A 21,155-nucleotide genomic window follows, 5' to 3' on the forward strand; every position below is an offset into this window, starting at 1 on the left:
GCCGGGTGTATAACCCCGCCCTCACCAAGAAGGAGCAGCCAGCATGGGCGCACAGTGGAAAGCCAAGCACAAGGACTTGGCGGCGAATGCCAAGAGCCGCATCTTCGGCAAGCTGTCCAAGGAAATCATCCTCGCCGCCAAGGGCGGTGCGGATCCGGATCTGAACTCGCGCCTGCGCATGGTGCTGGAACAGGCGCGCAAGGCCTCGATGCCCAAGGACGCGCTGGACCGCGCCGTCAAGAAGGGCGCCGGCCTGACCGGCGAGACGATCAACTACGAGCGCGTGACCTACGAGGGCTTCACGCCGCATCGCGTGCCGCTGATCGTCGAGTGCCTGACCGACAACGTGAACCGCACCATCAGCGAGATCCGCGTGCTGTTTCGCAAGGGCCAGCTCGGCGCGGCCGGCTCAGTGGCCTGGGATTTCGAGCACGTCGGCCTGATCGAGGCCACGGCCGCCCAAGCGGGTGCCGACGTCGAGATGGCGGCCATCGAGGCCGGCGCGCAAGACTTCGAGCCGGCCGATGAAGAGGGCACGGCCCGTTTCATCACGGATCCCGCGGACCTGGACCTGGTCTCCCGCGCGCTACCCGCCCAGGGCTTCAGCGTGCAGTCGGCCAAGCTCGGCTACCGACCTAAGAATCCGGTGACGGGCTTGGGCGCGGCCGAACTGGAGGAGGTGGAAGCCTTCCTGGCGGCCATCGACGCGCACGACGACGTGCAGGACGTCTACGTCGGGCTGGCAGGCTGACGCTTGTTCTTCAGGCGGTCGCGTAGCGCCACCGCCTCGCCGACCAAGCCGCGGCGGAAGGCCAGCACGCAGGCGATGAAGATCAGCCCGGTGACCAGGCTCACCGATTCGCCCAGGCCGTTGAACCAGTCGGTGCCGGTCAGGGTGGCCAGCGCCTTGCCGAGCTCGCCGATCTTGTTCTCCAGCGCGATGATGACCAGCGCGCCGACCATCGGCCCCACCAGCGTGCCCATGCCGCCGACCAGGGTCATCAGGATCACCGCGCCGGAGGTGGTCCAGATCGCGTCCGTCAAGGTCGCCGAGCCAACGACCCAGCTCTTCAGCACGCCGGCCAGGCCGGCCAGCGCCGCCGAGAGCACGAAGGCCAGCAGCTTGAAGCGGGCGACGTCGTAGCCCAGCGAGGTGGCGCGCGCCTCGTTCTCGCGGATCGAGGTCAGCACCTGGCCGAAGGGCGAGTGCACCGTGCGGTAGATCAGCCAGAAGGCCGCAGCGAAGATGACCAGCACCACGTAGTACAGGGTCAGGTCGTTGCTCATGTCCAGGCCGAACAGATGGCCGCGCGGCACCGAGAGGCCGTCTTCCCCGCCGGTGAACGGCGCCTGCAGGAAGAAAAAATAGAGCATCTGCGCCAGCGCCAGCGTGATCATCGAGAAGTAGATGCCCGAGCGCCGGATCGCCAGCAGGCCGAACAGCAGGCCGATCAGCGCCGCCGCGCCCACGCCCGTCAGCAACCCCAGCAGCGGCGGCAGGCCCCAGCCCTTCATCGCGTAGCCGCCGAAGTAAGCGCCGGCTCCGAGGAAGGCCGCATGGCCGAAGCTCAGCAGGCCGGTGAAGCCGATCAGCAGGTTGAAGGCGCATGCAAACAGCGCGAAGCACATCGCCGTCATCACGAAGAAGGGGTAGGCGCCCAGCGCCGGCAGCACGGCGATGCCGGCGAACAGCGCCACGTAGCCGAGCAATCTCTTGTCGTGCGTCATTTCTCTTTCCCGAACAGCCCGGCGGGGCGTACCAGCAGCACGATGGCCATGATCACGAACACCACGGTGTTCGAGGCTTCCGGGTAGAAGACCTTGGTCAGGCCCTCGATCACGCCCAGGCCCAGGCCGGTCAGGATGGAGCCGAGGATCGAGCCCATGCCGCCGATCACCACCACCGCGAACACGACGATGATCAGGCTGCTGCCCATCTGCGGGCTCACCTGCAGGATGGGCGCGGCCAGCACGCCGGCGAAGGCCGCCAGCGCGACGCCGCCGGCGTAGGTCAGCGTGACCATGCGCGGCACATTGACGCCGAAGGCCTGCACCAGCTTGGGGTTCTCGGTGCCGGCCCGCAGTAGCGCGCCCAGCGAGGTCTTCTCGATCAACGCCCAGACGGCCAGGCACACCACCAGCGAGGCCACGACGACCCAGGCCCGGTAGTTCGGCAGGATCATGAAGCCCAGGTTGGTGGCGCCCTGCAGCAGCTCAGGCACCGGATAGGACTGGCCCGAGGCGCCGTAGAAGGAATGGAAGATGCCCTCCGCGACCAGCGTGATGCCGAAGGTGAGCAGCAGGCCGTAGAGGTGGTCGAGCTTGTAGAGCCACTGCAGCATCGTGCGCTCGATCACCACGCCGACCAGGCCCACCGCCAGCGGCGCGAGGATCAGCATCCACCAGTAGGACAGGCCCAGGTACTCCCCGCCCATCCACGCGGCGAAGGCCCCCATCATGTACAGCGCGCCATGCGCGAAGTTGATGATGTTGAGCATGCCGAAGATCACCGCCAGACCCAGCGACAGCATCGCGTAGAACGAGCCGTTCACGAGGCCCAGCAGCAGCTGGCTGAGGAAGGCCGACAGGGGAATGCCGAAAATCTCCGTCATCGATTCCTCCGCTCAGCGCTTCTCTTTTTTCACTTCTTCACCAGCGGGCACTTGCTGTCGGCGAGCTTGGTATAGGCCTCGGCCGCCGGAATGCGGGCCACGACCTTGTAGTAGTCCCAGGGCTCGGTGGACTCGGCCGGCGACTTCACCTGCATCAGGAACATGTCGTGCATGCCGCGGCCGTCTTCCTTGCGGATCGTGCCCTTGGTGTAGAAGTCATTGATCGGCGTGTCCTTCATCTTGGCCATGACCTTGTCGGCGTCGTCGCTCTTCAGCGCCTCGACGGCCTTCAGGTAGTGCATCGTGGCCGAGTAGTCCGCGGCCTGCAGCGAGGAGGGCATGCGCTTCATCTTCTCGAAGAAGCGGCGGGCCCAGGCGCGCGCCTCGGGGCTTTCGTTCCAGTACCAGCTGTCGGTCACGTACATGCCTTCCGCGGCCTTCAGGCCCACCGAATGCACGTCGTTGATGAACATCAGCAGGCCGGCCAGCTTCATCGTCTTGGTGATGCCGAACTCGTTGGCCGCCTTGATCGAGTTGATCGTGTCGCCGCCGGCGTTGGCCAGGCCCAGGATCTGCGCCTTGCTCGACTGCGCCTGCAGCAGGAAGGACGAGAAATCGCTGGCATTGAGCGGATGCTTGACGCTGCCCACCACCTGGCCGCCGCTCTTGGTGACGACGGCGCTGGTGTCGTTCTGCAGCGCGGCGCCGAAGGCGTAGTCGGCCGTCAGGAAGTACCAGGTCTTGCCGCCCGCCTTGGTGACCGCGGCGCCGGTGCCGTTGGCCAGCGCCACCGTGTCGTAGGCGTAGTGGACGGTGTAGGGCGTGCAGGCCTCGTTGGTCAGCGCGGACGAGCCGGCGCCGATCGAGATGAAGGGCTTCTTCTTCTCGGCCGCGACCTTGGCCATCTGCAGGTTGGTGCCGGAATTGGTGCCGCCGATCAGCATGTCCACGCCCTGCGTGTCGAACCACTCGCGGGCCTTGGTGGCCGCCACGTCGGGCTTGTTCTGGTGGTCGGCGAAGACCAGCTCGATCTTCTTGCCGGCGACGGTGCCCTTCATGTCGGCGATGGCCATCCGGATCGCCTCGACGCCACCGGCGCCGTCGATGTCGGCGTAGACGCTGGACATGTCGGTGATGATGCCGATCTTCACCACATCGCCGGAGATCTGGGCGTGGGCGGCGAGGCCGGTGCAGGCCAGGGCGCTTGCCAGGGCAAGTTGCTTGAATGGCTTGAACGGCTTGAAGGAAGCGTTGGACATGATGGGTCTCCTCGTTGTGAATTCAGAAAAGCTCAGACGCTCAGCAGCTCGTCGAGCAGCGCCTGCTTGGCGGGCAGCTCGGCCGCGGTAAAGGACTGGACCACCTCGCCATGCTCGATCACGATGAAGTGATCGGCCAGCGGGGCGGCGAAGCGGAAGTTCTGCTCCACCATCACGATGGTGAAGCCCTGCGATTTCAGCGTACGGATCATGCGCGCCAGCGCCTGCACGATCACCGGGGCCAGGCCCTCGGAGATCTCGTCCAGCAGCAGGATGTCGGCCTTGGTGCGCAAGATGCGGGCCACGGCCAGCATCTGCTGCTCGCCGCCGGAGAGCCGCGTGCCGGGGCTGTGCCGGCGCTCGGCCAGGTTCGGGAACATGGCGTAGATCTCGGCCTCGGTCATCGGCTTAGCGCGGCCCTGGCTCAGCGGCGGCGGCAGACGCAGGTTCTCCTCGGTGCTGAGCGAGGCGAAGATGCCGCGCTCCTCCGGGCAGTAGCCCAGGCCCAGGTGGGCGATGCGGTGCGTGGGCAGGCCGATGGTCTCGGTACCGTGGACCTTGATCGAGCCCTTGCGCGCGCCGGTCAGGCCCATGATGGCGCGCAGTGTGGTCGTGCGGCCGGCGCCGTTGCGGCCCAGCAGGGTCAAGACCTGGCCCTGAGGCACGCTCAGCGAGATGCCGTGGAGGATGTGGCTTTCGCCGTACCAGGCGTTGAGATCGCGTATCTCCAGCGCCGCGGTCATCAGTGGGCTCCCTGCAGTTCGGTGGCCTCGGTGCCCATGTAGGCTTCGAGCACCGCGGGGTGCTTGGACACCTCGGCATAGTCGCCCTCGGCCAGCACGGCCCCGCGTGCCAGCACCGTAATGCGGTCGGCGATGCGCGAGACGACTTTCATGTTGTGTTCCACCATCAGCACGGTGCGGCCCTCGGCGACACGCTTGATCAGCGCCGTCACGCGGTCCACGTCCTCGTGGCCCATGCCCTGCGTGGGCTCGTCCAGCAGCATCAGTTGGGGCTCCATCGCCATCGTCGTGGCGATCTCCAGCGCGCGCTTGCGGCCGTAGGGCAGGTCGCCGGCCTTCAGCGAGGCCATCTCGCGCAGGTCCACCAGCTCCAGCAGCGCCAGCACCTTGGCGTCCAGCGCATGCAGGCCGGTGAGGCCCTTCCAGAAGTGGAAGCTGGTGCCGGTGAAACGCTGCAGGCCGATGCGCACGTTCTCCAGCACGGTGAGGTGCGGGAACACGGCGGAGATCTGGAACGAGCGGATCACGCCGCGGCGGGCGATCTGGGCGGGCTTCTCGCCGGTGATGTCGGTGCCGTCGAAGACGATGGTGCCGCGCGTCGGCGTCAGGAACTTGGTCAGCAGGTTGAAGCAGGTGGTCTTGCCCGCGCCGTTGGGGCCGATCAGCGCGTGGATATGACCACGGCGGACCTGCAGGTTCACGCCGTCGACGGCAGTGAATCCCTTGAAGTCCTTGCTCAGCCCGCGGGTCTCAAGAATCAGCTCGCTGCTCATCGGTCCTGCTGTTCGCCCCGTATTGGGAAGTGGCGCCCAATGTAGAGGCAGAAACTGACGCCAAACCTTCGGGGCAAACCCTAGGAGTCTGGGCGGCAGAAACTCGGGCCCGCGCCGGAGCGCTACGTGATGCCAGGCAAGGCGCCGGCGAGACGTGGGTCGGAACCCACAACGAGCCGGCAACGCCGCATGGCATCACGCAGCACCCCGGCCCGAAGGGTTGAGCTTGCAAGGGGCCCCATCCATCGTTGCGGCGCTTGCCCGGACGCGAGTCCGGGCGGCGCACCACGCCTCGTCTGCGGCCCCTTGCAAGCTCAACGCGGGCCCGAGTTTCTGCAGCCCAGACTCCTGGACTCAATGCGCTTGTGTCAGACCCGCGTCGAAATCCATCAGCACGCTGGCCAGTTCCAGTGCACGCCAAAGGTGCGGCGGCATCTCCATGATCTTCTCGGGCGACTTGGCCCGCATCGTCCAGGCGTGGATTTCGGAGTGCTGGTCGGGGGTCAGGAGATTCAGGGAGAGCATTTCGTCGAGCGTCTGCATGGTCCTGTCCTCCTCTATGGATGGGTCGATATTAATGCCTCAAGCACGCCTCAAGCAGAGGGCGTGCCAGGAGGATGCAGCGCCAGCCAGTCGGCGCGGCTCATGCCGTATACGGCCATTTCCATGTCGTACCACTGCCCCAGGCCCTGGGAGTGCATGCCCAGGCGCAGCATCACCTTGGCGGACGGCGCGTTGTCCGGCATGCAGACGGCCTGCAGCTCGGGCGCGCCCAGGTCCTCGAAGGCGAAGCGCGCCATCTCCTGCGCCGCCTCGCTGGCCAGGCCCCGGCCCCAGCGGTCGCGCCGCAGGCGCCAGCCGATCTCGTGCGGCAGCGCCCGGTCGCGGCCCATGTGCTGGATGCAGCCGGCGCCGATCAGCTCTCCGGTCTCGATCTCGATGAAGGCCCACCAGGAATAGCCCCACTCGGCCCAGCGCGCCTTCACGCGGTCGATCATCATCTGCGTGTCTTCCGGCGTGTCGGGCTTGCCGGTGATGTAGCGCATCACCTCCGGATCGAGGTTCAACGCGTGCAGGCCCTCGAAGTGGGCGTCGGTGAGCGGCTCCAGCCGCAGGCGCGGGGTGGTGAGAATGGTCATGAAGCGAGCTTAGCGCCCGCTTCGTTCAGCCGTCCAGCCGGTTCTGGAAGACGAGACCGGCGTGCTCGCGCAGCGCGTGGAACTTGATCTTGGGCCAGTTGGCTTCGATCGCGCGCAGCTCGGGCGCGTACTCGACCAGCACCGTCGGCGCGTCCACCGCGTCGTAGGCCATGCGGTGGTCGTTGGCGTCGATGAAGCGCTTCAGTTCCTTTTCACCACCGTCCTCCGGATTGCAGGTCACCCAGCGGGCCACCTGGAAGCGGCTCGGCATGATGCGCGCCTTGACGCCGTACTCGTGCTCCAGCCGATGCGCCACGACTTCGAACTGCAGCTGGCCGACGGCGCCCAGCAGCAGCACGGAGCCGGCGATCGGGCGGAAGACCTGGATCGCGCCTTCCTCGCCGAGCTGGGTGAGGCCGGCGCGGAGCTGCTTGGTCTTCAGCGGGTCGGCCACTTCGACGCTGCGGAACATTTCCGGGGCGAAGAAGGGCAGGCCGGTGAACTGCAGCGCCTCGCCCTCGGTGATCGTGTCGCCGAGCTGCAGCACGCCGTGGTTGGGGATGCCGATGATGTCGCCGCCGAAGGCTTCGTCCAGCAGCTCGCGGCGCTGCGACAGAAAGCTCACGACCGTGTTCGGCCGCAGCTCCTTGCCGGAGCGCACCACCTTGAGCTTCATGCCGCGCTCGAAATGCCCCGAGGCCACGCGCAGGAAGGCGATGCGGTCGCGGTGCGCCGGGTCCATGTTCGCCTGGATCTTGAAGACCACGCCACTGAACTTCGGCTCCTCGGGCTTGACCACGCGCTGCATCGCCGTGCGCTCGCCCGGCGCCGGGGCCAGCTCCACCAGCGCGTCCAGGATCTCCTGCACGCCGAAGTTGTTGACGGCCGAGCCGAAGAACATGGGCGTCTGCTTGCCGGCCAGGAACTGCTCCAGGTCGAAGGCCGGCGCGGCTTCGCGCACCAGCTCGATCTCGCCCTGCGCCTGGTCGTACTGCATGCCGAAGCGCTCGGCGTAGGCCGGGTTGTCCAGACCCTGCAGCACTTCCTCCTCGCCGGCCGCGCGGTCCTCGCCCGGCGCGAACACGCGCATCCGTTCCTGGCGCAGGTCCATCACGCCGTGGAAGGCCTTGCCCATGCCGACGGGCCAGGTGAAGGGCACGACCGTCATGCCCAGCTCGCGCTCGATCTCGTCCATCAGCGCCAGCGGGTCCTGGACCTCGCGGTCCATCTTGTTGACGAAGGTGACGATCGGCGTGTTGCGAGCGCGGCAGACCTGCAGCAGGCGGCGCGTCTGCGGCTCGACACCGTTGGCCGCGTCGATCACCATCAGCGCGGCGTCCACGGCGGTCAGCACGCGGTAGGTGTCTTCGGAAAAGTCCTGGTGGCCCGGGGTGTCGAGCAGGTTGATAACGCACTCGCGGTATTCCATCTGCATGACCGAGGAGGCCACCGAGATGCCGCGCTGCTTTTCGATCTCCATCCAGTCGGAGGTGGCATGGCGCGAGGCCTTGCGCGCCTTCACCGAGCCGGCGATCTGGATCGCGCCCGAGAACAGCAGCAGCTTTTCGGTCAGCGTGGTCTTGCCCGCGTCGGGGTGGGAAATGATGGCGAAGGTGCGGCGGCGGCGCACTTCGCTCTCGATGCGGGTGGCGAGATCGGTGGACATGGCGGGCTGGGCTTGGAGAGCCCGCGATTATCGCGGTTCAGCTGCGTAGCAGCTCCAGCTGTGCCGGCAGACCGCCTTCAGGGCTCAGATGCAGCCGCGCAGCCCCGATGACCGACCAGGCCTCGCCGGGCCCGAGGAAGTGGTCGTCCAGCCAGCCCTCGCGGGTCAGCCAGACGCGACCGGCCAGCACGCGCAGCTCGGTGCGCTGGCCCGATTCGCAGTCCAGGCGGTGCACCGGGCCTCCGGCGGGGAGGGCCAGTACGCGTTGTTCGTCGATGCAGGTGGTGTCCATGCCGCCACTGTGGCGGCGGAAGCGTCGCGGCAACAGTTACACGACCCGACCAAGCGATACCGCACAGCCGGCCACGCAGGGCGCTCTGTATGGGTCGGGCAGGCGGCCATCTGTACCACCCCGCCAACGCCAGGCCAGTACAGAATGCCGCATGGACATGCAGCACAGCCCGATCGCCGCGCCCGCGGACGACGGCGCCCTCTACCTGCGCATCGCCCACGGCCTGGCCGAGGCGATCCGCCGCGGCGGCCTGGCGCGCGGCCAGCGCCTGCCTTCGGTGCGCGAGACGGCACGGCAGCACGGCGTGGCGATCAGCACCGCCGTGCAGGCCTACCACTGGCTAGAAGATGCCCGGCTGATCGAGGCCCGGCCGCGCTCGGGCTTCTTCGTCACCACGCGGCCCGTCGCCCGCGCGCTGCCGGAGCCGACGATCGCGCGGGCGACGCGCCGCGCGCACATGGTCAGCGTCGACGTGCTGGGCCGCCGCCTGCTGGCCCAGCCGCCGGAAGGTGACGGCGCGGTGATCAGCTTCAGCAGCGGCACGCCCGGCGCGTCGATGCTGGACCACGACCGCGTGCGCCGCAGCCTCGTGCGCGCCGTGCAGCGCCACCGCGACCTGCTGTGCCATTACCCGGAGCCCGACGGCCACATCGAGGCCCGCCGCGCGCTGGCCCGCTATGCGCTGCACCTGGGCTGCAGCCTGGACCCGGAGCGCATCACGATCACCGCCGGCTGCATGGAGGCGATCAGCCTGTGCCTGCGCGCGGCGACGCAGCCGGGCGACGTGGTCGCGATCGAGTCGCCCACGCACTACTCCTTCCTCGAACTGCTGCAGAGCCTGCACCTGCGGGCGCTGGAGATCCCCACGCACCCACGCCACGGCCTCTCGCTGGACGCGCTGCAACTCGCGCTGGACACGCAGCCGGTGAAGGCCGTGCTGGTGGTGCCGACCCTGTCCAACCCGCTGGGCTCCTGCATGCCGGTCTCCGAGCGGCGCCGCCTGGCGCAGATGGCGGCGCGGCACGGCATCGCGGTGATCGAGGACGCCGTCTACAACGACCTGGCCTTCCACGACGAGTTCCGCCGCACGGTGAAGAGCTTCGACGACGGCAGCGGCCACGTGATGCTGTGCGACTCGTTCACCAAGACGGTGGCGCCGGGCCTGCGCCTGGGCTGGGTGGAGGCGGGCCGCTGGACCGAGCCGCTGCGCCGGCTCAAGAACGTGCAGGGCGCGCAGACGGCGGTGGTGGAGCTGGCCGTGGCGGACCTGATCTCGCAGGCCGGCCACACGGCAGCGATGCGCCAGCTGCGCAATGCCACGGCCGTGCGGCTGGAACTGGCGCGCGGACTGATCGCCGAGCACTTCCCGGCCGGCACCCGTGTCAGCGACCCACCGGGCGGCATGCTGCTGTGGGTGGAGCTGCCACGCGGCGCCGATGCGCAGGCGCTGCAGCAGGCGGCGCAGGCCGAGGGCATCCTGGTTGCGCCGGGCAGCCTGTTCAGCGCGCACGCCCGCTTCAAGGGCTGCCTGCGCATCGGCATCGGCGCGGACTGGGGCGAGGGCCATCCGGCCGCGCTACGCCGCGTCGGCGAGTTGGCCTCCGCGCTGCTGAAGTAACCGGTTATGCCAACGGCACGAAGGGCTTGACCCGCGCCATCAGCCGGTCCACGTACTCGGCCTTCTCGCCCACCGGCGCGGCATAGCTGAGCGCCTCGCGCGTCGCCGCCTCGCCGGCCTTCTTCAGCATCACCCAGGCCGCCAGGTACTGCGAGGCCAGGCAGCCGCCGGACGTGGCGAGCGGGCCGCGGGCGTGGAAGGGTTCGCTGTCCAGCACCACGGTGCCGGTCTCGACCAGCCAGGGCTTGGTCGTCGTGTCGGTGCAGGCCGGCATGTCGCCGAGCAGGCCCAGGCGGGCCATCAGCAGCGCGCCGGAGCATTGCGCGCCGATCAACTGGCGCAGCGGATCGAGCTGCAGACGGTCCAGCAGCGCCGAGTTCTCGGCGATCGCGCGGGTGTAGATGCCGGAGCCGAACAGCACCACATCGGCCTCGTTGGCCCATTCCAGCGGGCGCTGCAGCTCCACGTTGACGCCGTTCATCGAAGTGACGTGCCCGCCCGGCCCGGCCAGCTCGGCGCTGAAGCCCTGGGCGCGCAGCCGGTTCAGGAGGCCGAGGGCGATGAAGCTGTCCAGCTCGTTGAAGCCATCGAAGCTGAGGATCGCGATACGGGTCGGGGTGGGCGTCGGTTCCATCGGGTAATTGTGTAGCGAAGCAGCAAAGTTGCGCGGGCAAGATGCGCGCCCATGCCGCTCCCCGAAGAAGCCCTCGTCCCCGACTCCCGCCGCTGGGCCTGGCTACCTCCCGTGGGCACCTGGCGCTACTACGCGCTGCTGCTGGCCGTGGGCATGGGCGTGCTGGGGCCGCTGGGCGGCATCACGGCGGCGTACATGAACTTCGCCACCGGCTTCTTCATCGGCGGCCAGGTGCTGGCCGGCATCCTCGGCTCCGTCGTGACTTACGGTTATGGGGCCGAGGGCCGGCACGGCGCCAACTACATCCAGACCACCGCCGCCTCGGTGGCCGGCATGATGGCGATGAGCACGCTGATCCAGGCGATGACCTGGATGGGCATGCCGCCGGTGCCGCACTGGCAACTGGTCGTCTACATGCTCTGCAACTCGATGATGGCGGCCGGCATCGGCATGGTCTATACGCCGATCCTGGTCGAGAAGATGCAGCTGACCTTTCCGTCCGGCCTGGCGGTGGCCAACATCCTGCGCGCGCTGACCGACCCCGAGCTGCTGAAGCGCTCGGTGTCGCGGCTGTTCAGCGGCGTCGGCGCGGGCATCGCGGGCGGCCTGTCGGCCAACTACGTCGGCTGGATGCAGGCGATCGATTTCTCCGGCTCGACCTTCGGCGCCGGCATGATCGTCGGCGCGCGCATCGGCGTGGCGACGCTGGCCGGCGGCCTGGCGTTCTGGGCGCTGACGCCGTTCTTCATCAGCATCGGCTGGCTGCAGCCGGGCGATCCCTTCCGCAAGATCGCTTTCCTGATCGCGCTGGGCATGGTGCTGGGCGCGGCCATCGTCGACATGTCGCTGGTGCTGTGGCGCGCCGCGCGGCGCCTGGCCACGCCACCGCAGAGCGGCCATGCCGCCGAGGTGCCCGCAGAGCAGCGCACCGGCCCGCGCGCCAGCATGCCGCGGCTGTTCGCCTGGATCGCCTTCTGGGCGCTGGCCACCGGCTGGGTCGGCATGGACTTCTTCCACGAGACGGCCGGCACGATGGTGCTGGCCATCGCGCTGGTGTTCGTGTTCGTCTTCATCAACGGCATCTCGCTGGGCCTGACCGACCAGAACCCGATCTCCTCGGCCTTCGTCGTCACCGTGCTGCTGCTGGCCACCACCGGGCTGCGCGACCCGGTGCTGGCGCTGATGGCGGCCACCGTCGTCTTCGTCAGTTGCAACACCGCCGCCGACATGCAGCAGGACCGCTCGACCGGCTGGCGCCTGGGTTCCAACCGCGCGCTGCAGTTCCGCTTCCAGGCCGCCGGCCTGGTGCTGGGCGCGGTGCTGGCGGTGGCGGCGGCCCAGTTCTTCATGGCCGCACACCCGATCCTGCGCGCCGACCAGACCGTCATGAGCGCGGACCAGGCGCCGGCCCAGTGGACCTCGGCCATGACCTACAAGTTCGTCGGCGCGCTGCGCAGCCTGACCGACCCGAAGCCCTTCCAGACGCAGGCGATCCTCGTCGGCATCGCGATCGGCTTCGCCACCGAGCTGCTGCGCAAGTGGCTGTTCACGCGGCCCGGCTACCGCCGCTTCATCGCCGCGCGCGGCCGGGCCGGGCAGGCGCTGGACTTCGTGCTGGACGCGATCGTCATCCCGACCCCGTACGCCTCCTCGTTCGGCGGCTTCGTCAACATCGCCACCTCGCTGTGGTTCGGCGGCGGCGGTGTGCTGGCGGCGACGCTGGAGGCGCTGAAGCCGAAACAGGAGGACTCAGATCAGGCCGCGCTGCCCTCGGACATGAGTTCGGTCTCGCTGTTCGGCGGCGGGGTGATCGCCGGCGATGCCCTGGCCGCGCTGGCGCTGGGCATCATGGGCCTGCTGTCGGTGGTGTGATCAGCCGCGCACCAGCGGGTTCGGCGTGGGCTCGGCCAGCTTCACGTTCAGCAGGTTCTTGTCCGTGTGGTGGAAGGGCTCGTCGCGGCCGAGGATCTGCATGACCGTGTCTTCCTCGTAGCCCCAGGTGCCGTCGGCATTGACGGTGACCTTGATGACGAAGTCGGTCGTGCGGAAGGCTTCCTGGATGAACGGGGCGGAGCAGATGCCCCAGGTCTCCAGCCCCTGCGTGGCCTTCAGCTCGAACGTGGTGGCATCGGGCGCAACGGTGCCGGCGGCCATCGCGACCTGGCCGCGTGGGATCGTCAGCGTGTGCATCACGGTGCTGGTGGCGGGCTCCCACAGCCAGTAGCCGACCTGCTCGTGATAGGTCTTCACGTTGTCGGGCTTGGTGATGTGGGTGTAGTAGCGCAGGCCGTAGAGCAGCTGCGGACCGTTGGTGACCGGGTCGATTGGCTGCAGCTCGATGCGCTCGACGTAGGCCTGCTTCTTCGGCCCTTCGGCCTTGGGCTTCACGTCGAGGCCGCGCGTGCCCTGCCAGATGCCGGCCAACGGCCGCAGCGGGCCGAGGTTGGCCAGGGTGTCGAGATCGACGGGATAGGGCTCGGTGTAGATGTCGCGGCTCATGGTGCCCGGACTGTATTTCAAAGCTGCTTCAGGTCAGCCGCGTCACGCCGTTCAGCTCGCATTCGTAGACCGCGTTGCGCAGCGCCGCGATGGCCTCGTAGCGGGTGAAGGTCTTGCGCCAAGCCAGCACGACGCGGCGCGTCGGCGCCGGCGCCTCGAAGGGGATGAAGCGCAGATGCGGATGCGGCTCGCGCGGCACCGACAGCACCGGCACCACGGTGACGCCCATGCCCGAGGCGACCATGTGCTTGATCGTCTCCAGCGAGGACCCCTCGAAGCTCTTGCGGATGCCCTCGGCATCGCTGGAGAAGCGGGCGAACTCGGGGCAGACCTCCAGCACCTGGTCGCGGAAGCAGTGGCCGTTGCCCAGCAGCAGCATGGTCTCGGTCTTCAGCTCCTGGGCGCTGATGCTGTCGCGCTGCGCGAACGGATGGCCCGCCGGCACGGCCACCATGAAGGGCTCGTCGTACAGCGGGGCCAGCGCCAGGCCCGCGTCGGGGAAGGGCTCGGCCATGATGGCGCAGTCCAGCTCGCCGGTGCGCAGCATCTCCAGCAGCTTGACGGTGAAGTTCTCCTGCAGGATCAGCGGCATCTGCGGCACGCGGTCGATGATGCCCTTGACCAGCTCGGGCAGCAGGTAGGGCCCGATCGTGTAGATGATGCCCAGCTTCAGCGCACCGGCCAGCGGATCCTTGCCGCGCTTGGCGATCTCCTTGATGGCGCCGGCCTGCTCGATCACCGCCTGCGCCTGGCGCACGATGTCCTCGCCCAGCGGCGTCACGCTGATCTCCGTCGCGCCGCGCTCGAAGATCTTCACGTCCAGTTCTTCCTCGAGCTTCTTGATCGCCACGCTGAGCGTGGGCTGGGAAACGAAACAGGCTTCCGCCGCGCGGCCGAAATGCCGCTCGCGGGCGACGGCGACGACGTAGCGCAACTCGGTCAGGGTCATGGGTTTTGCAAACTCCTCGGGGCGCAGCGTACCCTTTTGGCGCAACGTCTTACAACGGGGCCGCCCGCTACACTGCGAGCGCTTTCAAAATCCGGAGGCCTCGCCTCCTCACGATCATGACCGCCGAACGCAAACCCATCACGCTGCCCCGCCTGCTCGACATGCACGCCAAGGGCGAGAAGATCGCGATGCTGACCTGCTACGACGCCACCTTCGCCCACCTGCAGGACGAGGCCGGCGTCGACGTGATGCTGATCGGCGATTCGCTCGGCAATGTGCTGCATGGCGCGGAGTCGACGGTGGCGGTCTCGCTGGATTCGATGCTGTACCACACGCGCTCGGTGGCGCGCGGCAACCGCCACGCCTGGATCGTGGCCGACCTGCCCTTCGACAGCTACCACGTGTCCAAGGAAGAGGCCTGGCGCAATGCGGCCCAGCTGTTCAAGCTCGGTGCCCACATGGTCAAGCTGGAAGGCGGCGGCTGGGTCAACGAGACGGTGCGCTTCCTGACCGAGCGCGGCATTCCCGTCTGCGGCCACCTGGGCTTCACGCCGCAGACGGTCGTGTCGCTGGGCGGATTCAAGGTGCAGGGCCGCGGCGACACGGGCGCCGCACTGCTGAAGCGCCATGCGCTGGAACTGCAGGAAGCCGGTGCGCAGATGCTGGTGCTGGAGATGGTGCCCTCGGCCGTGGCCAAGGAAGTGACCGAGAGCCTGCGCATCCCGGTCATCGGCATCGGCGCGGGCCTGGGCTGCTCGGGCCAGGTGCTGGTGCTGCACGACATGCTGGGCATCAGCCACGGCCGCAGCCCGCGCTTCGTGCGCAACTTCATGGAAGGCTCGGCCTCGATCCAGCAGGCGGTGCGCCGCTATGTGGACGAGGTGAAGGCCGGCACCTTCCCGGTCGACGCGATCCACGGCTTCCAGTGAGCATGCAGGTTCTTCACACGATCGCCGAGCTGCGCGCCGCGCTGGCCGATCGACGCGCCCGGGCCTTCGTCCCGACGATGGGCAATCTGCACGACGGTCACCTGGCGCTGGTGCGCCAGGCGCGCGCCGCGGCCGGAAGCGATGGCGCGGTCATTGCGAGCATCTTCGTCAACCGCCTGCAGTTCGCGCCGCACGAGGACTTCGACCAGTACCCGCGCACCTTGGCACGCGACGCCGGCCTGCTCGAAGGCGCCGGCTGCGACTTCGTCTTCGCGCCCAGCGAGAGCGAGCTGTACCCCGAGCCGCAGGGCTACAAGGTCTCGCCGCCGGCGGAGCTGGCCGACATCCTTGAGGGCCATTTCCGCCCCGGCTTCTTTACCGGCGTCTGCACCGTCGTGCACAAGCTGTTCAACATCGTCCAGCCGACGGTGGCCGTGTTCGGCAAGAAGGACTACCAGCAGCTGATGGTGATCCGCCGGATGGTCGAGCAGATGGCCCTGCCGATCGAGATCCAGGCGGGCGAGACGGCGCGCAGCGACGAAGGCCTGGCCCTGTCGTCCCGCAACGGCTACCTGAGTGCCGGCGAGAAGGCCGAGGCGCTGCGCCTGTCACAAACATTGAAGACACTGATCGCCGGCTGGCAGGGCGGCGAGCGCGATGTCGCCACCCTGGAGAGCACGGCGATGGACCGGCTGCGCGAGCACGGCTGGCAGCCCGACTACGTGACCCTGCGTCGTCAGCGCGACCTGGGTGTGCCCGCCGCGGGCGAACCGCTGGTAGCCTTGGCCGCCGCCCGCCTGGGCAAGACGCGGCTGATCGACAACCTCGAAGTCTGAATGAGCGCCATGAACCCGAAGCATTCCTTCCTGAGCCGCCGCACGCTGGGCATCGCCGCGATCGGTGCGGCCGCGACCTTGCTGCTGGCCTCCTGCGGCGGTGGCACCAGCGGCCCCGACAACAGCACGCCGAGCGACTACAACACGAAGACCCCTGGCACCGTGACCCTGACGGTCACGCACCGCGTGGCGATCGCCGTCAGCATGCCCGACCTCAGCGGCGTCACCAACCCGAGCACGCTCGACCAGGCCGGCCTCAAGGCGCTGCCCACGGTAACGAAGACGATCAACATCGGCCTCGACCACAAGCACGCGCCGATCTCGACCGACAACTTCCTCGCCTACCTGAACAGCGGCGCCTACACGAACACGGTCTTCCACCGCGTGATCGCCGGCTTCGTCGCGCAGGGCGGCGGCTACACGGCGGCCTCGGACGGCACGCTGACAGCCATCACCACCAACGCCGCGATCACGCTGGAGAGCCAGAACGGCCTCGCCAACACCCGCGGTACGCTGGCCATGGCCCGCACCACCGATCCGAACAGCGCGACCAGCCAGTTCTACTTCAACCTGGTGAACAACGTCGGCCCCGCGCCCTTCCTGGTCAACCTGGACTACCAGTCGGCCGACTCTCCCGGCTACGCGGTCTTCGGCACCGTGATGGACCAGGCCAGTCTCGACGTGATGGACGCCATCGCGAAGATCGGCACCGACTCGTCAGACCGGCCGCTGGTCGACATCACGATCACGTCCATCACCGTCAAGTGATGGCGTGATCGCCCGGCGCAGCTTGTTGTCGTTACTGCGCCGACAGCAGCTGCACCTCGAAGATCAGCGCCGCGCCGCCCGGAATGGTGTTCAAGCCATTGGCGCCGTAGGCCAGCGAGGCCGGGATCACGATGGTGCGCTTGCCACCGACCTTCATGCCGGTGACGCCTTGCTCGAAGCCGGAGATGACTTGGCCCTTGCCGATCTGGAAGCTGAGCGGAGTGGTGGCACCGACATTCGAGTCGAACTGCGTGCCCTTCTGGGTGCCGGTGACGCGCACGTCGTACAGCCAGCCGGTGTAGGTGACGCTGACCGTGCTGCTGGCGCCGGCCGTGGCGCCGGTGCCCACCGTCGTGTCGGTGGTCTGCAGCGTGGTGATGGCCGTGGAGCCCGACACCGTCGCCCAGGTAGCGGCGTCGCCGCTATCGCTACCACCACCGCCGCAGGCGGCAAGGCTCAAGACGGAAGCGACGCCAGCGGCGGCCAGCAGGTGACGGCGAGACTTCGAGAAGAAGGTCATGATCTGAAGGGTGCGGCGATGAACGCCGGATGTGTGTCGAGGAAAGCGCGAAGTTTAGTTGCGCCCACCGCAACAGTACTTGTGTGATGCACCGTTTACATGACGCTCACATAACGGTTTATGCCAGCAGCATCGGTGTGACACGCATGCGCCTGGCTTGGAGCGCCGGCGCGCTGCTGGCCGTGGCGCGGCACTGGGCGGGCTTCCTGCTCGTCGGTGCCTCGGTATTGGGCATCGGCTACTTCGTCGCGGCGATCGGCTGGCCGTCCTTGCCCGCGCTGTGGGCCAGCACCTTGCCACCGGCCGAAGGTCTCGGCCTGCTGGTCCTGCATTCGCTGCCCGCCATCGCACTGGCCTGGGGCCTGCGCGAGGCGCTGCTGCCGGCGCACTGGCTGGCGGCCGAGCGGGCCTTGCCCCTGCGCACGGGGCAGCGCGTCACCGCCGACCTTGCGGTGGCGGCGCTCGCGCAGAGCCCGCTGTTCGTGCTGTACGCACTGTCGCTGCTGTCCTGGCGGCATGCCGACCCGGACTGGCTGCGCAGCCACTGGGCGAAGGGATTGACCTTCGTGCTGGCCTCGGTCGCCCTGTCGCTAGGTGGGGCCGTGGCGCTGCTGGCCTGGCGTCGCCGCCAGCCGCGGCTGCGGATTGCAGCGGAGCGGCAGGCCGGTGGGCTGCAGCGTATCGGCACGTGGCGCGCGCTGATCCTGCTGCCGCTGTGGCGCGGCCCGGCGCAGCCGGCGCTGACGACCCTGCTGCTCACCACGACCGGCCTGCTGCTGTGCCTGCTCGGCGCCGGCGCCATCTGGCCGGAAGAGCCGCGCTGGTGCCTGGCCGGCTATGCCGCGCTGGCCATGGCCGGCTGCACGCGCACCCATGCGCTCGCGCGGCGCGGCCTGGAGCCCTTGCTGGCGGCCGCGGCACCGCTGCCGATCCGCGGCGGCTTCGGCCCGCTGGCGCTGCGTCTGCTGGGCCTGTCCCCCGCGCTGCTGGCCTGGCCCGCGCTGGCCCTGCTGTTGGTGCTGGGCCCATGGTCGCTGGCGCCGCTGGCCGCGCCGCTGTTCATGCTGGCGGCCGTGCTGGCACCGGCGCTGCAGCTGTGGTCGCCGGCCACGCAGCCGGAGCCGCGAGCGGCGCTGTGGATGTTGAGCCTGGTGCTGTCGGTGGCACTGGCAACGGAGATCCTTCGATGACGACGACCGATCTGCTGAACGTGCGCTCGCTGAGCTTCGCCTACGAGCGCCGGCGCATCGTCGACCTGTGGAGCGAGCGCTTCGATGCCGGCCTGGTCTGGCTGCGCGGGCCCAACGGGGTCGGCAAGTCCACACGGCTGAAGCTGCTGGCCGGCGCATTGGCGCCGCAGTACGGAAGCGCGACCCTGAACGGCAAGGTGGACCTGCTCACCGACCCGCTGGCCTGGCGCCGCGAAGTGGCCTGGGTCAGCGCCGAGCCGCCACCGTTCGAACACCTGAGCCCGGCGGAACTGTTCGGCTTCCTGGCAGGCCTCTACCCGCGCGCCGATCGCGCGCGCTGGGAATTGCATATCGAAGGCTTCGGCCTCGCACCCTTCCTTCGCCAGCCGCTGCGGCAGCTCTCCACCGGCACGCAGCACAAGGCCGCGCTGGCGGCGGCGCTCGCCCTGGGAACCACGGTGCTGCTGCTGGACGAGCCGTTGAACGCGCTGGACGAGGCCTCGCTGGTCCACTGGCGTGCCTGCATGGCGCAAGCGGCAGCTTCGCCGGACCGGCTGATGCTGGTCGTCAGCCATGAGGAACTCGGTGTGACGCCAACGCGCGAGTTGATCCTCAAGCCTTGAGGAACTCTGCTTTCGTTCCGAGCCAGCGCTCCACGTGCCGGCGCGCCGCCGCCGCATGCCGATCCAGCAGCATCGGCGCCAGCTTGCGCGCCGCCTGCAGCAGCGGCGCGTCCTCCTGCAGGTCGGCGAAGCGCAGCAGCTCGGCGCCGCTCTGGCGCGAGCCCATGAACTCGCCGGGGCCGCGGATGTCCAGATCGCGGCGGGCGATCTCGAAGCCGTCGTTGGTCTCGGCCATCGCCTTGAGCCGGTCCTTGCCGGTCTGCGACAGCGGCCCGGTGTAGATCAGCACGCAGACGCTGGCCACCGCACCGCGACCGACACGCCCGCGCAGCTGGTGCAGCTGCGACAGGCCGAAGCGCTCGGCATGCTCGATCACCATCAGGCTGGCATTGGGTACGTCGACGCCGACCTCGATCACCGTCGTCGCCACCAGCACGCTCATGCGCCCGGCGCTGAACTCGGCCATCACGGCCGCCTTCTCGGCCGGCTTCATGCGCCCGTGCAGCAGGCCCACGCTGCGGCCGGGCAGGGCGGCCGACAGCTCGGCATGGGTCTCGATGGCGTTCTTCAGGTCCAGCGCCTCGCTCTCCTCGATCAGCGGGCAGACCCAGTAGACCTGGGCGGAGCGGGTCTCGACCTCGTCGCGGATGCGATCGATGACGTTGTCGCGCCGGCCATCGGCGAAGACCTTGGTGACGATGGGCGTGCGGCCGGGCGGCAGCTCGTCGATCGTCGACACATCGAGGTCGGCGAAGTAGGTCATCGCCAGGGTCCGCGGTATCGGCGTCGCCGACATCATCAGCATGTGCGGCTCCAGCGCCATCGAGGCGAGCTTCTTGCGCAAGGCCAGGCGCTGCGCCACGCCGAAGCGGTGCTGCTCGTCGATAATCGCGAGGCCCAGCTTGGCGAACTTCACCTTGTCCTCGATCACCGCGTGGGTGCCGATGACCAGCTGGGCCGAACCGTCGGCCGCCGCGTCGATCATCTTCTGCCGCACCTTGCCCTTGACGCTGCCGGTCAGCCAGGCGACCTTCAAGCCCAACGGCTCCAACCAGCCGAGCAGCTTGCGGAAATGCTGCTCGGCCAGGATTTCGGTCGGCGCCATCAGCGCGCATTGCCAGCCGGCATCGATCGCCACCGCCGCCGCCAGCGCCGCCACCACCGTCTTGCCGGCACCGACGTCGCCCTGCAGCAGCCGGTGCATCGGCTGCGGCCGTGCCAGGTCTTGCGCGATCTCCTCGCCGACGCGCTGCTGCGCGCCGGTCAGGCCGAAGGGCAGCGCGGCCAGCAGCTGCTCGTGCAGGCCGCCGCGCCGCCCGACCAGCGCCGGCGCCTGCAGCCGCGCCCGCTCGCGCTGCGCCTGCAGCTGGCTGATCTGCTGCGCCAGCAGCTCCTCGAACTTGAGGCGCTGCCAGGCCGGATGGCTGTGGTCCTCCAGCGTCGCGAGCTGAGCCTCGGGCGGCGGGTGGTGCAGGAAATCCAGCGCCTCGCGCAGCGAGGGCAGGCCCGCCGGCACGATGCCCGCCGGCAGCGTCTCCTCCAGCGGCGCGCGCCTCAGGCCCGCCGCAACGGCCTTGCGCAGATAGGCTTGCGGCAGGCTGGCACTGCTGGGATAGACCGGCGTCAGCGCGCTCGCTAGCGGCGTGTCATCACCGACAGCCTTGAAGGTCGGATGAACCATCTCGCGGCCGAAGAAGCCGGCCCGCAGCTCGCCACGCACGCGGATCCGGTTGCCGACGGCCATCGTCTTCTGGTGCGACGGGTAGAAGTGGATGAAGCGCAGGAGCAGCTCAGCGCCCGTCTCATCCTCGATCCGCACCAGCAGCTGCCGCCGCCCGCGCAGCTCGATCCGGCATTCGATGACCAGGCCCTCGCACTGCACGACCTGACCCTCGTGCGCCTGCAGGATCGGCGTCAGCCGCGTCTCGTCCTCGTAGCGCAGCGGCAGGTGCAGGGCCAGATCGATGTCGCGCACGAGGCCGAGCTTCTCCATCGCCTTCTGCGGCGCCGACTTGGGCTTGGCGGGACTGGATGAAACCTCAGGCATGGGCGCGATTCTGCCTTCCAGAAACAGGAAAGCCCGCCGAAGCGGGCTTCCTTTGCCG

22 protein-coding genes are annotated in these 21,155 nt (G+C 68.7%); 8 read left to right on the forward strand and 14 right to left on the reverse strand.

The features are described 5' to 3' along the window. The first annotated feature begins 43 nt into the window (after positions 1-43). Positions 44-751 carry a YebC/PmpR family DNA-binding transcriptional regulator gene (locus SNE35_RS09190; RefSeq protein WP_320422594.1) on the forward strand — a complete coding sequence of 236 codons (708 nt, stop codon included), beginning with the start codon at positions 44-46 and terminating at the stop codon, positions 749-751. Here the strand turns inward: SNE35_RS09190 and SNE35_RS09195 are convergent. The 9 genes from SNE35_RS09195 to SNE35_RS09235 all read right to left on the reverse strand — a co-directional run bounded on the left by SNE35_RS09195 (position 730) and on the right by SNE35_RS09235 (position 8,484). Next, a complete protein-coding gene (locus tag SNE35_RS09195) occupies positions 730-1,728 on the reverse strand; it encodes a branched-chain amino acid ABC transporter permease (RefSeq protein ID WP_320422595.1) in 999 nt (332 codons plus the stop codon). The two genes, SNE35_RS09190 and SNE35_RS09195, sit on opposite strands and share 22 nt — an antisense overlap. Further along, positions 1,725-2,612 carry a branched-chain amino acid ABC transporter permease gene (locus tag SNE35_RS09200; RefSeq protein ID WP_320422596.1) on the reverse strand — a complete coding sequence of 296 codons (888 nt, stop codon included), beginning with the start codon at positions 2,610-2,612 and terminating at the stop codon, positions 1,725-1,727. Before SNE35_RS09200 ends, SNE35_RS09195 begins: the two co-directional genes overlap by 4 nt. A gap of 29 nt (positions 2,613-2,641) precedes the next feature. Continuing rightward, positions 2,642-3,871, reverse strand: coding sequence for an ABC transporter substrate-binding protein (locus tag SNE35_RS09205; protein WP_320422597.1), 1,230 nt, complete (start codon positions 3,869-3,871; stop codon positions 2,642-2,644). Positions 3,872-3,903: 32 nt separating this feature from the next. Then, complete coding sequence (locus SNE35_RS09210; protein WP_320422598.1) at positions 3,904-4,614, reverse strand: ABC transporter ATP-binding protein; 711 nt, start codon at positions 4,612-4,614, stop codon at positions 3,904-3,906. Then, a complete protein-coding gene (locus SNE35_RS09215) occupies positions 4,614-5,387 on the reverse strand; it encodes an ABC transporter ATP-binding protein (protein WP_320422599.1) in 774 nt (257 codons plus the stop codon). The genes SNE35_RS09210 and SNE35_RS09215 overlap by 1 nt, the downstream gene beginning before the upstream one ends. A gap of 354 nt (positions 5,388-5,741) precedes the next feature. After that, a complete protein-coding gene (locus SNE35_RS09220) occupies positions 5,742-5,930 on the reverse strand; it encodes a hypothetical protein (protein WP_320422600.1) in 189 nt (62 codons plus the stop codon). Positions 5,931-5,980: 50 nt separating this feature from the next. Next, a complete protein-coding gene (locus SNE35_RS09225; protein ID WP_320422601.1) occupies positions 5,981-6,526 on the reverse strand; it encodes a GNAT family N-acetyltransferase in 546 nt (181 codons plus the stop codon). A 25-nt stretch (positions 6,527-6,551) separates the two neighbouring features. Next, positions 6,552-8,192, reverse strand: a complete 1,641-nt coding sequence (locus SNE35_RS09230) for a peptide chain release factor 3 (protein ID WP_320422602.1) — start codon at positions 8,190-8,192, stop codon at positions 6,552-6,554. 37 nt (positions 8,193-8,229) lie between these two features. Continuing rightward, positions 8,230-8,484, reverse strand: a complete 255-nt coding sequence (locus tag SNE35_RS09235) for a DUF2917 domain-containing protein (protein ID WP_320422603.1) — start codon at positions 8,482-8,484, stop codon at positions 8,230-8,232. Positions 8,485-8,635: 151 nt separating this feature from the next. Between SNE35_RS09235 and SNE35_RS09240 the strand changes: the two genes are divergently transcribed. Next, a complete protein-coding gene (locus SNE35_RS09240; RefSeq protein WP_320422604.1) occupies positions 8,636-10,102 on the forward strand; it encodes an aminotransferase-like domain-containing protein in 1,467 nt (488 codons plus the stop codon). 4 nt (positions 10,103-10,106) lie between these two features. Here SNE35_RS09240 and SNE35_RS09245 read toward each other — a convergent pair whose 3' ends face one another. Further along, complete coding sequence (locus SNE35_RS09245; protein WP_320422605.1) at positions 10,107-10,736, reverse strand: type 1 glutamine amidotransferase family protein; 630 nt, start codon at positions 10,734-10,736, stop codon at positions 10,107-10,109. Between the two features lie 51 nt (positions 10,737-10,787). On the opposite strand from SNE35_RS09245, the gene SNE35_RS09250 reads away from it, so the two are divergent. Next, positions 10,788-12,608 carry an OPT/YSL family transporter gene (locus tag SNE35_RS09250; protein ID WP_320422606.1) on the forward strand — a complete coding sequence of 607 codons (1,821 nt, stop codon included), beginning with the start codon at positions 10,788-10,790 and terminating at the stop codon, positions 12,606-12,608. Here the strand turns inward: SNE35_RS09250 and SNE35_RS09255 are convergent, their stop codons facing one another. Next, positions 12,609-13,235, reverse strand: a complete 627-nt coding sequence (locus SNE35_RS09255) for an FABP family protein (RefSeq protein WP_320422607.1) — start codon at positions 13,233-13,235, stop codon at positions 12,609-12,611. A 28-nt stretch (positions 13,236-13,263) separates the two neighbouring features. Further along, positions 13,264-14,184 carry a hydrogen peroxide-inducible genes activator gene (locus SNE35_RS09260; RefSeq protein ID WP_320422608.1) on the reverse strand — a complete coding sequence of 307 codons (921 nt, stop codon included), beginning with the start codon at positions 14,182-14,184 and terminating at the stop codon, positions 13,264-13,266. A gap of 116 nt (positions 14,185-14,300) precedes the next feature. Between SNE35_RS09260 and panB the strand changes: the two genes are divergently transcribed. Genes panB through SNE35_RS09275 form a run of 3 tightly spaced genes read left to right on the forward strand, consistent with a single transcriptional unit; the run spans position 14,301 to position 16,717 of the window. After that, the gene (gene panB, locus SNE35_RS09265; protein WP_320422609.1) at positions 14,301-15,113 is read left to right on the forward strand and encodes a 3-methyl-2-oxobutanoate hydroxymethyltransferase; all 813 of its coding nucleotides are present in this window, start codon (positions 14,301-14,303) and stop codon (positions 15,111-15,113) included. A gap of 2 nt (positions 15,114-15,115) precedes the next feature. Then, entirely contained in the window at positions 15,116-15,949 is an 834-nt protein-coding gene (gene panC / locus SNE35_RS09270) for a pantoate--beta-alanine ligase (RefSeq protein WP_320422610.1), read from the forward strand. Positions 15,950-15,958: 9 nt separating this feature from the next. Then, positions 15,959-16,717 carry a peptidylprolyl isomerase gene (locus SNE35_RS09275; protein WP_320422611.1) on the forward strand — a complete coding sequence of 253 codons (759 nt, stop codon included), beginning with the start codon at positions 15,959-15,961 and terminating at the stop codon, positions 16,715-16,717. Positions 16,718-16,748: 31 nt separating this feature from the next. Here the strand turns inward: SNE35_RS09275 and SNE35_RS09280 are convergent, their stop codons facing one another. Further along, on the reverse strand, positions 16,749-17,237 hold the full coding sequence (locus tag SNE35_RS09280) for an FKBP-type peptidyl-prolyl cis-trans isomerase (RefSeq protein ID WP_320422612.1): 489 nt from the start codon (positions 17,235-17,237) through the stop codon (positions 16,749-16,751). A 137-nt stretch (positions 17,238-17,374) separates the two neighbouring features. On the opposite strand from SNE35_RS09280, the gene SNE35_RS09285 reads away from it, so the two are divergent. Both SNE35_RS09285 and SNE35_RS09290 read left to right on the forward strand, forming a co-directional pair. Continuing rightward, a complete protein-coding gene (locus SNE35_RS09285) occupies positions 17,375-18,427 on the forward strand; it encodes a hypothetical protein (RefSeq protein ID WP_320422613.1) in 1,053 nt (350 codons plus the stop codon). Continuing rightward, positions 18,424-19,050 (forward strand): ABC transporter ATP-binding protein, encoded by a 627-nt coding sequence (locus SNE35_RS09290; RefSeq protein WP_320422614.1) that lies wholly within the window; start codon positions 18,424-18,426, stop codon positions 19,048-19,050. Before SNE35_RS09285 ends, SNE35_RS09290 begins: the two co-directional genes overlap by 4 nt. On the opposite strand, the gene recG is transcribed toward SNE35_RS09290, so the two are convergent. Continuing rightward, complete coding sequence (recG, locus tag SNE35_RS09295; RefSeq protein WP_320422615.1) at positions 19,040-21,097, reverse strand: ATP-dependent DNA helicase RecG; 2,058 nt, start codon at positions 21,095-21,097, stop codon at positions 19,040-19,042. The two genes, SNE35_RS09290 and recG, sit on opposite strands and share 11 nt — an antisense overlap. Positions 21,098-21,155: the final 58 nt, after the last annotated feature.

The organism is Roseateles agri (genome assembly GCF_034043675.1).
GTDB lineage: Bacteria > Pseudomonadota > Gammaproteobacteria > Burkholderiales > Burkholderiaceae_C > KK5.

Bases quoted from the DNA above. Each gene is read 5' to 3' on its own strand.
- SNE35_RS09190 (WP_320422594.1), top strand. From the start codon at position 44: ATGGGCGCACAGTGGAAAGCCAAGCACAAGGACTTGGCGGCGAATGCC.
- SNE35_RS09195 (WP_320422595.1), bottom strand. From the start codon at position 1,728: ATGACGCACGACAAGAGATTGCTCGGCTACGTGGCGCTGTTCGCCGGC.
- SNE35_RS09200 (WP_320422596.1), bottom strand. From the start codon at position 2,612: ATGACGGAGATTTTCGGCATTCCCCTGTCGGCCTTCCTCAGCCAGCTG.
- SNE35_RS09205 (WP_320422597.1), bottom strand. From the start codon at position 3,871: ATGTCCAACGCTTCCTTCAAGCCGTTCAAGCCATTCAAGCAACTTGCC.
- SNE35_RS09210 (WP_320422598.1), bottom strand. From the start codon at position 4,614: ATGACCGCGGCGCTGGAGATACGCGATCTCAACGCCTGGTACGGCGAA.
- SNE35_RS09215 (WP_320422599.1), bottom strand. From the start codon at position 5,387: ATGAGCAGCGAGCTGATTCTTGAGACCCGCGGGCTGAGCAAGGACTTC.
- SNE35_RS09220 (WP_320422600.1), bottom strand. From the start codon at position 5,930: ATGCAGACGCTCGACGAAATGCTCTCCCTGAATCTCCTGACCCCCGAC.
- SNE35_RS09225 (WP_320422601.1), bottom strand. From the start codon at position 6,526: ATGACCATTCTCACCACCCCGCGCCTGCGGCTGGAGCCGCTCACCGAC.
- SNE35_RS09230 (WP_320422602.1), bottom strand. From the start codon at position 8,192: ATGTCCACCGATCTCGCCACCCGCATCGAGAGCGAAGTGCGCCGCCGC.
- SNE35_RS09235 (WP_320422603.1), bottom strand. From the start codon at position 8,484: ATGGACACCACCTGCATCGACGAACAACGCGTACTGGCCCTCCCCGCC.
- SNE35_RS09240 (WP_320422604.1), top strand. From the start codon at position 8,636: ATGGACATGCAGCACAGCCCGATCGCCGCGCCCGCGGACGACGGCGCC.
- SNE35_RS09245 (WP_320422605.1), bottom strand. From the start codon at position 10,736: ATGGAACCGACGCCCACCCCGACCCGTATCGCGATCCTCAGCTTCGAT.
- SNE35_RS09250 (WP_320422606.1), top strand. From the start codon at position 10,788: ATGCCGCTCCCCGAAGAAGCCCTCGTCCCCGACTCCCGCCGCTGGGCC.
- SNE35_RS09255 (WP_320422607.1), bottom strand. From the start codon at position 13,235: ATGAGCCGCGACATCTACACCGAGCCCTATCCCGTCGATCTCGACACC.
- SNE35_RS09260 (WP_320422608.1), bottom strand. From the start codon at position 14,184: ATGACCCTGACCGAGTTGCGCTACGTCGTCGCCGTCGCCCGCGAGCGG.
- panB (WP_320422609.1), top strand. From the start codon at position 14,301: ATGACCGCCGAACGCAAACCCATCACGCTGCCCCGCCTGCTCGACATG.
- panC (WP_320422610.1), top strand. From the start codon at position 15,116: ATGCAGGTTCTTCACACGATCGCCGAGCTGCGCGCCGCGCTGGCCGAT.
- SNE35_RS09275 (WP_320422611.1), top strand. From the start codon at position 15,959: ATGAACCCGAAGCATTCCTTCCTGAGCCGCCGCACGCTGGGCATCGCC.
- SNE35_RS09280 (WP_320422612.1), bottom strand. From the start codon at position 17,237: ATGACCTTCTTCTCGAAGTCTCGCCGTCACCTGCTGGCCGCCGCTGGC.
- SNE35_RS09290 (WP_320422614.1), top strand. From the start codon at position 18,424: ATGACGACGACCGATCTGCTGAACGTGCGCTCGCTGAGCTTCGCCTAC.
- recG (WP_320422615.1), bottom strand. From the start codon at position 21,097: ATGCCTGAGGTTTCATCCAGTCCCGCCAAGCCCAAGTCGGCGCCGCAG.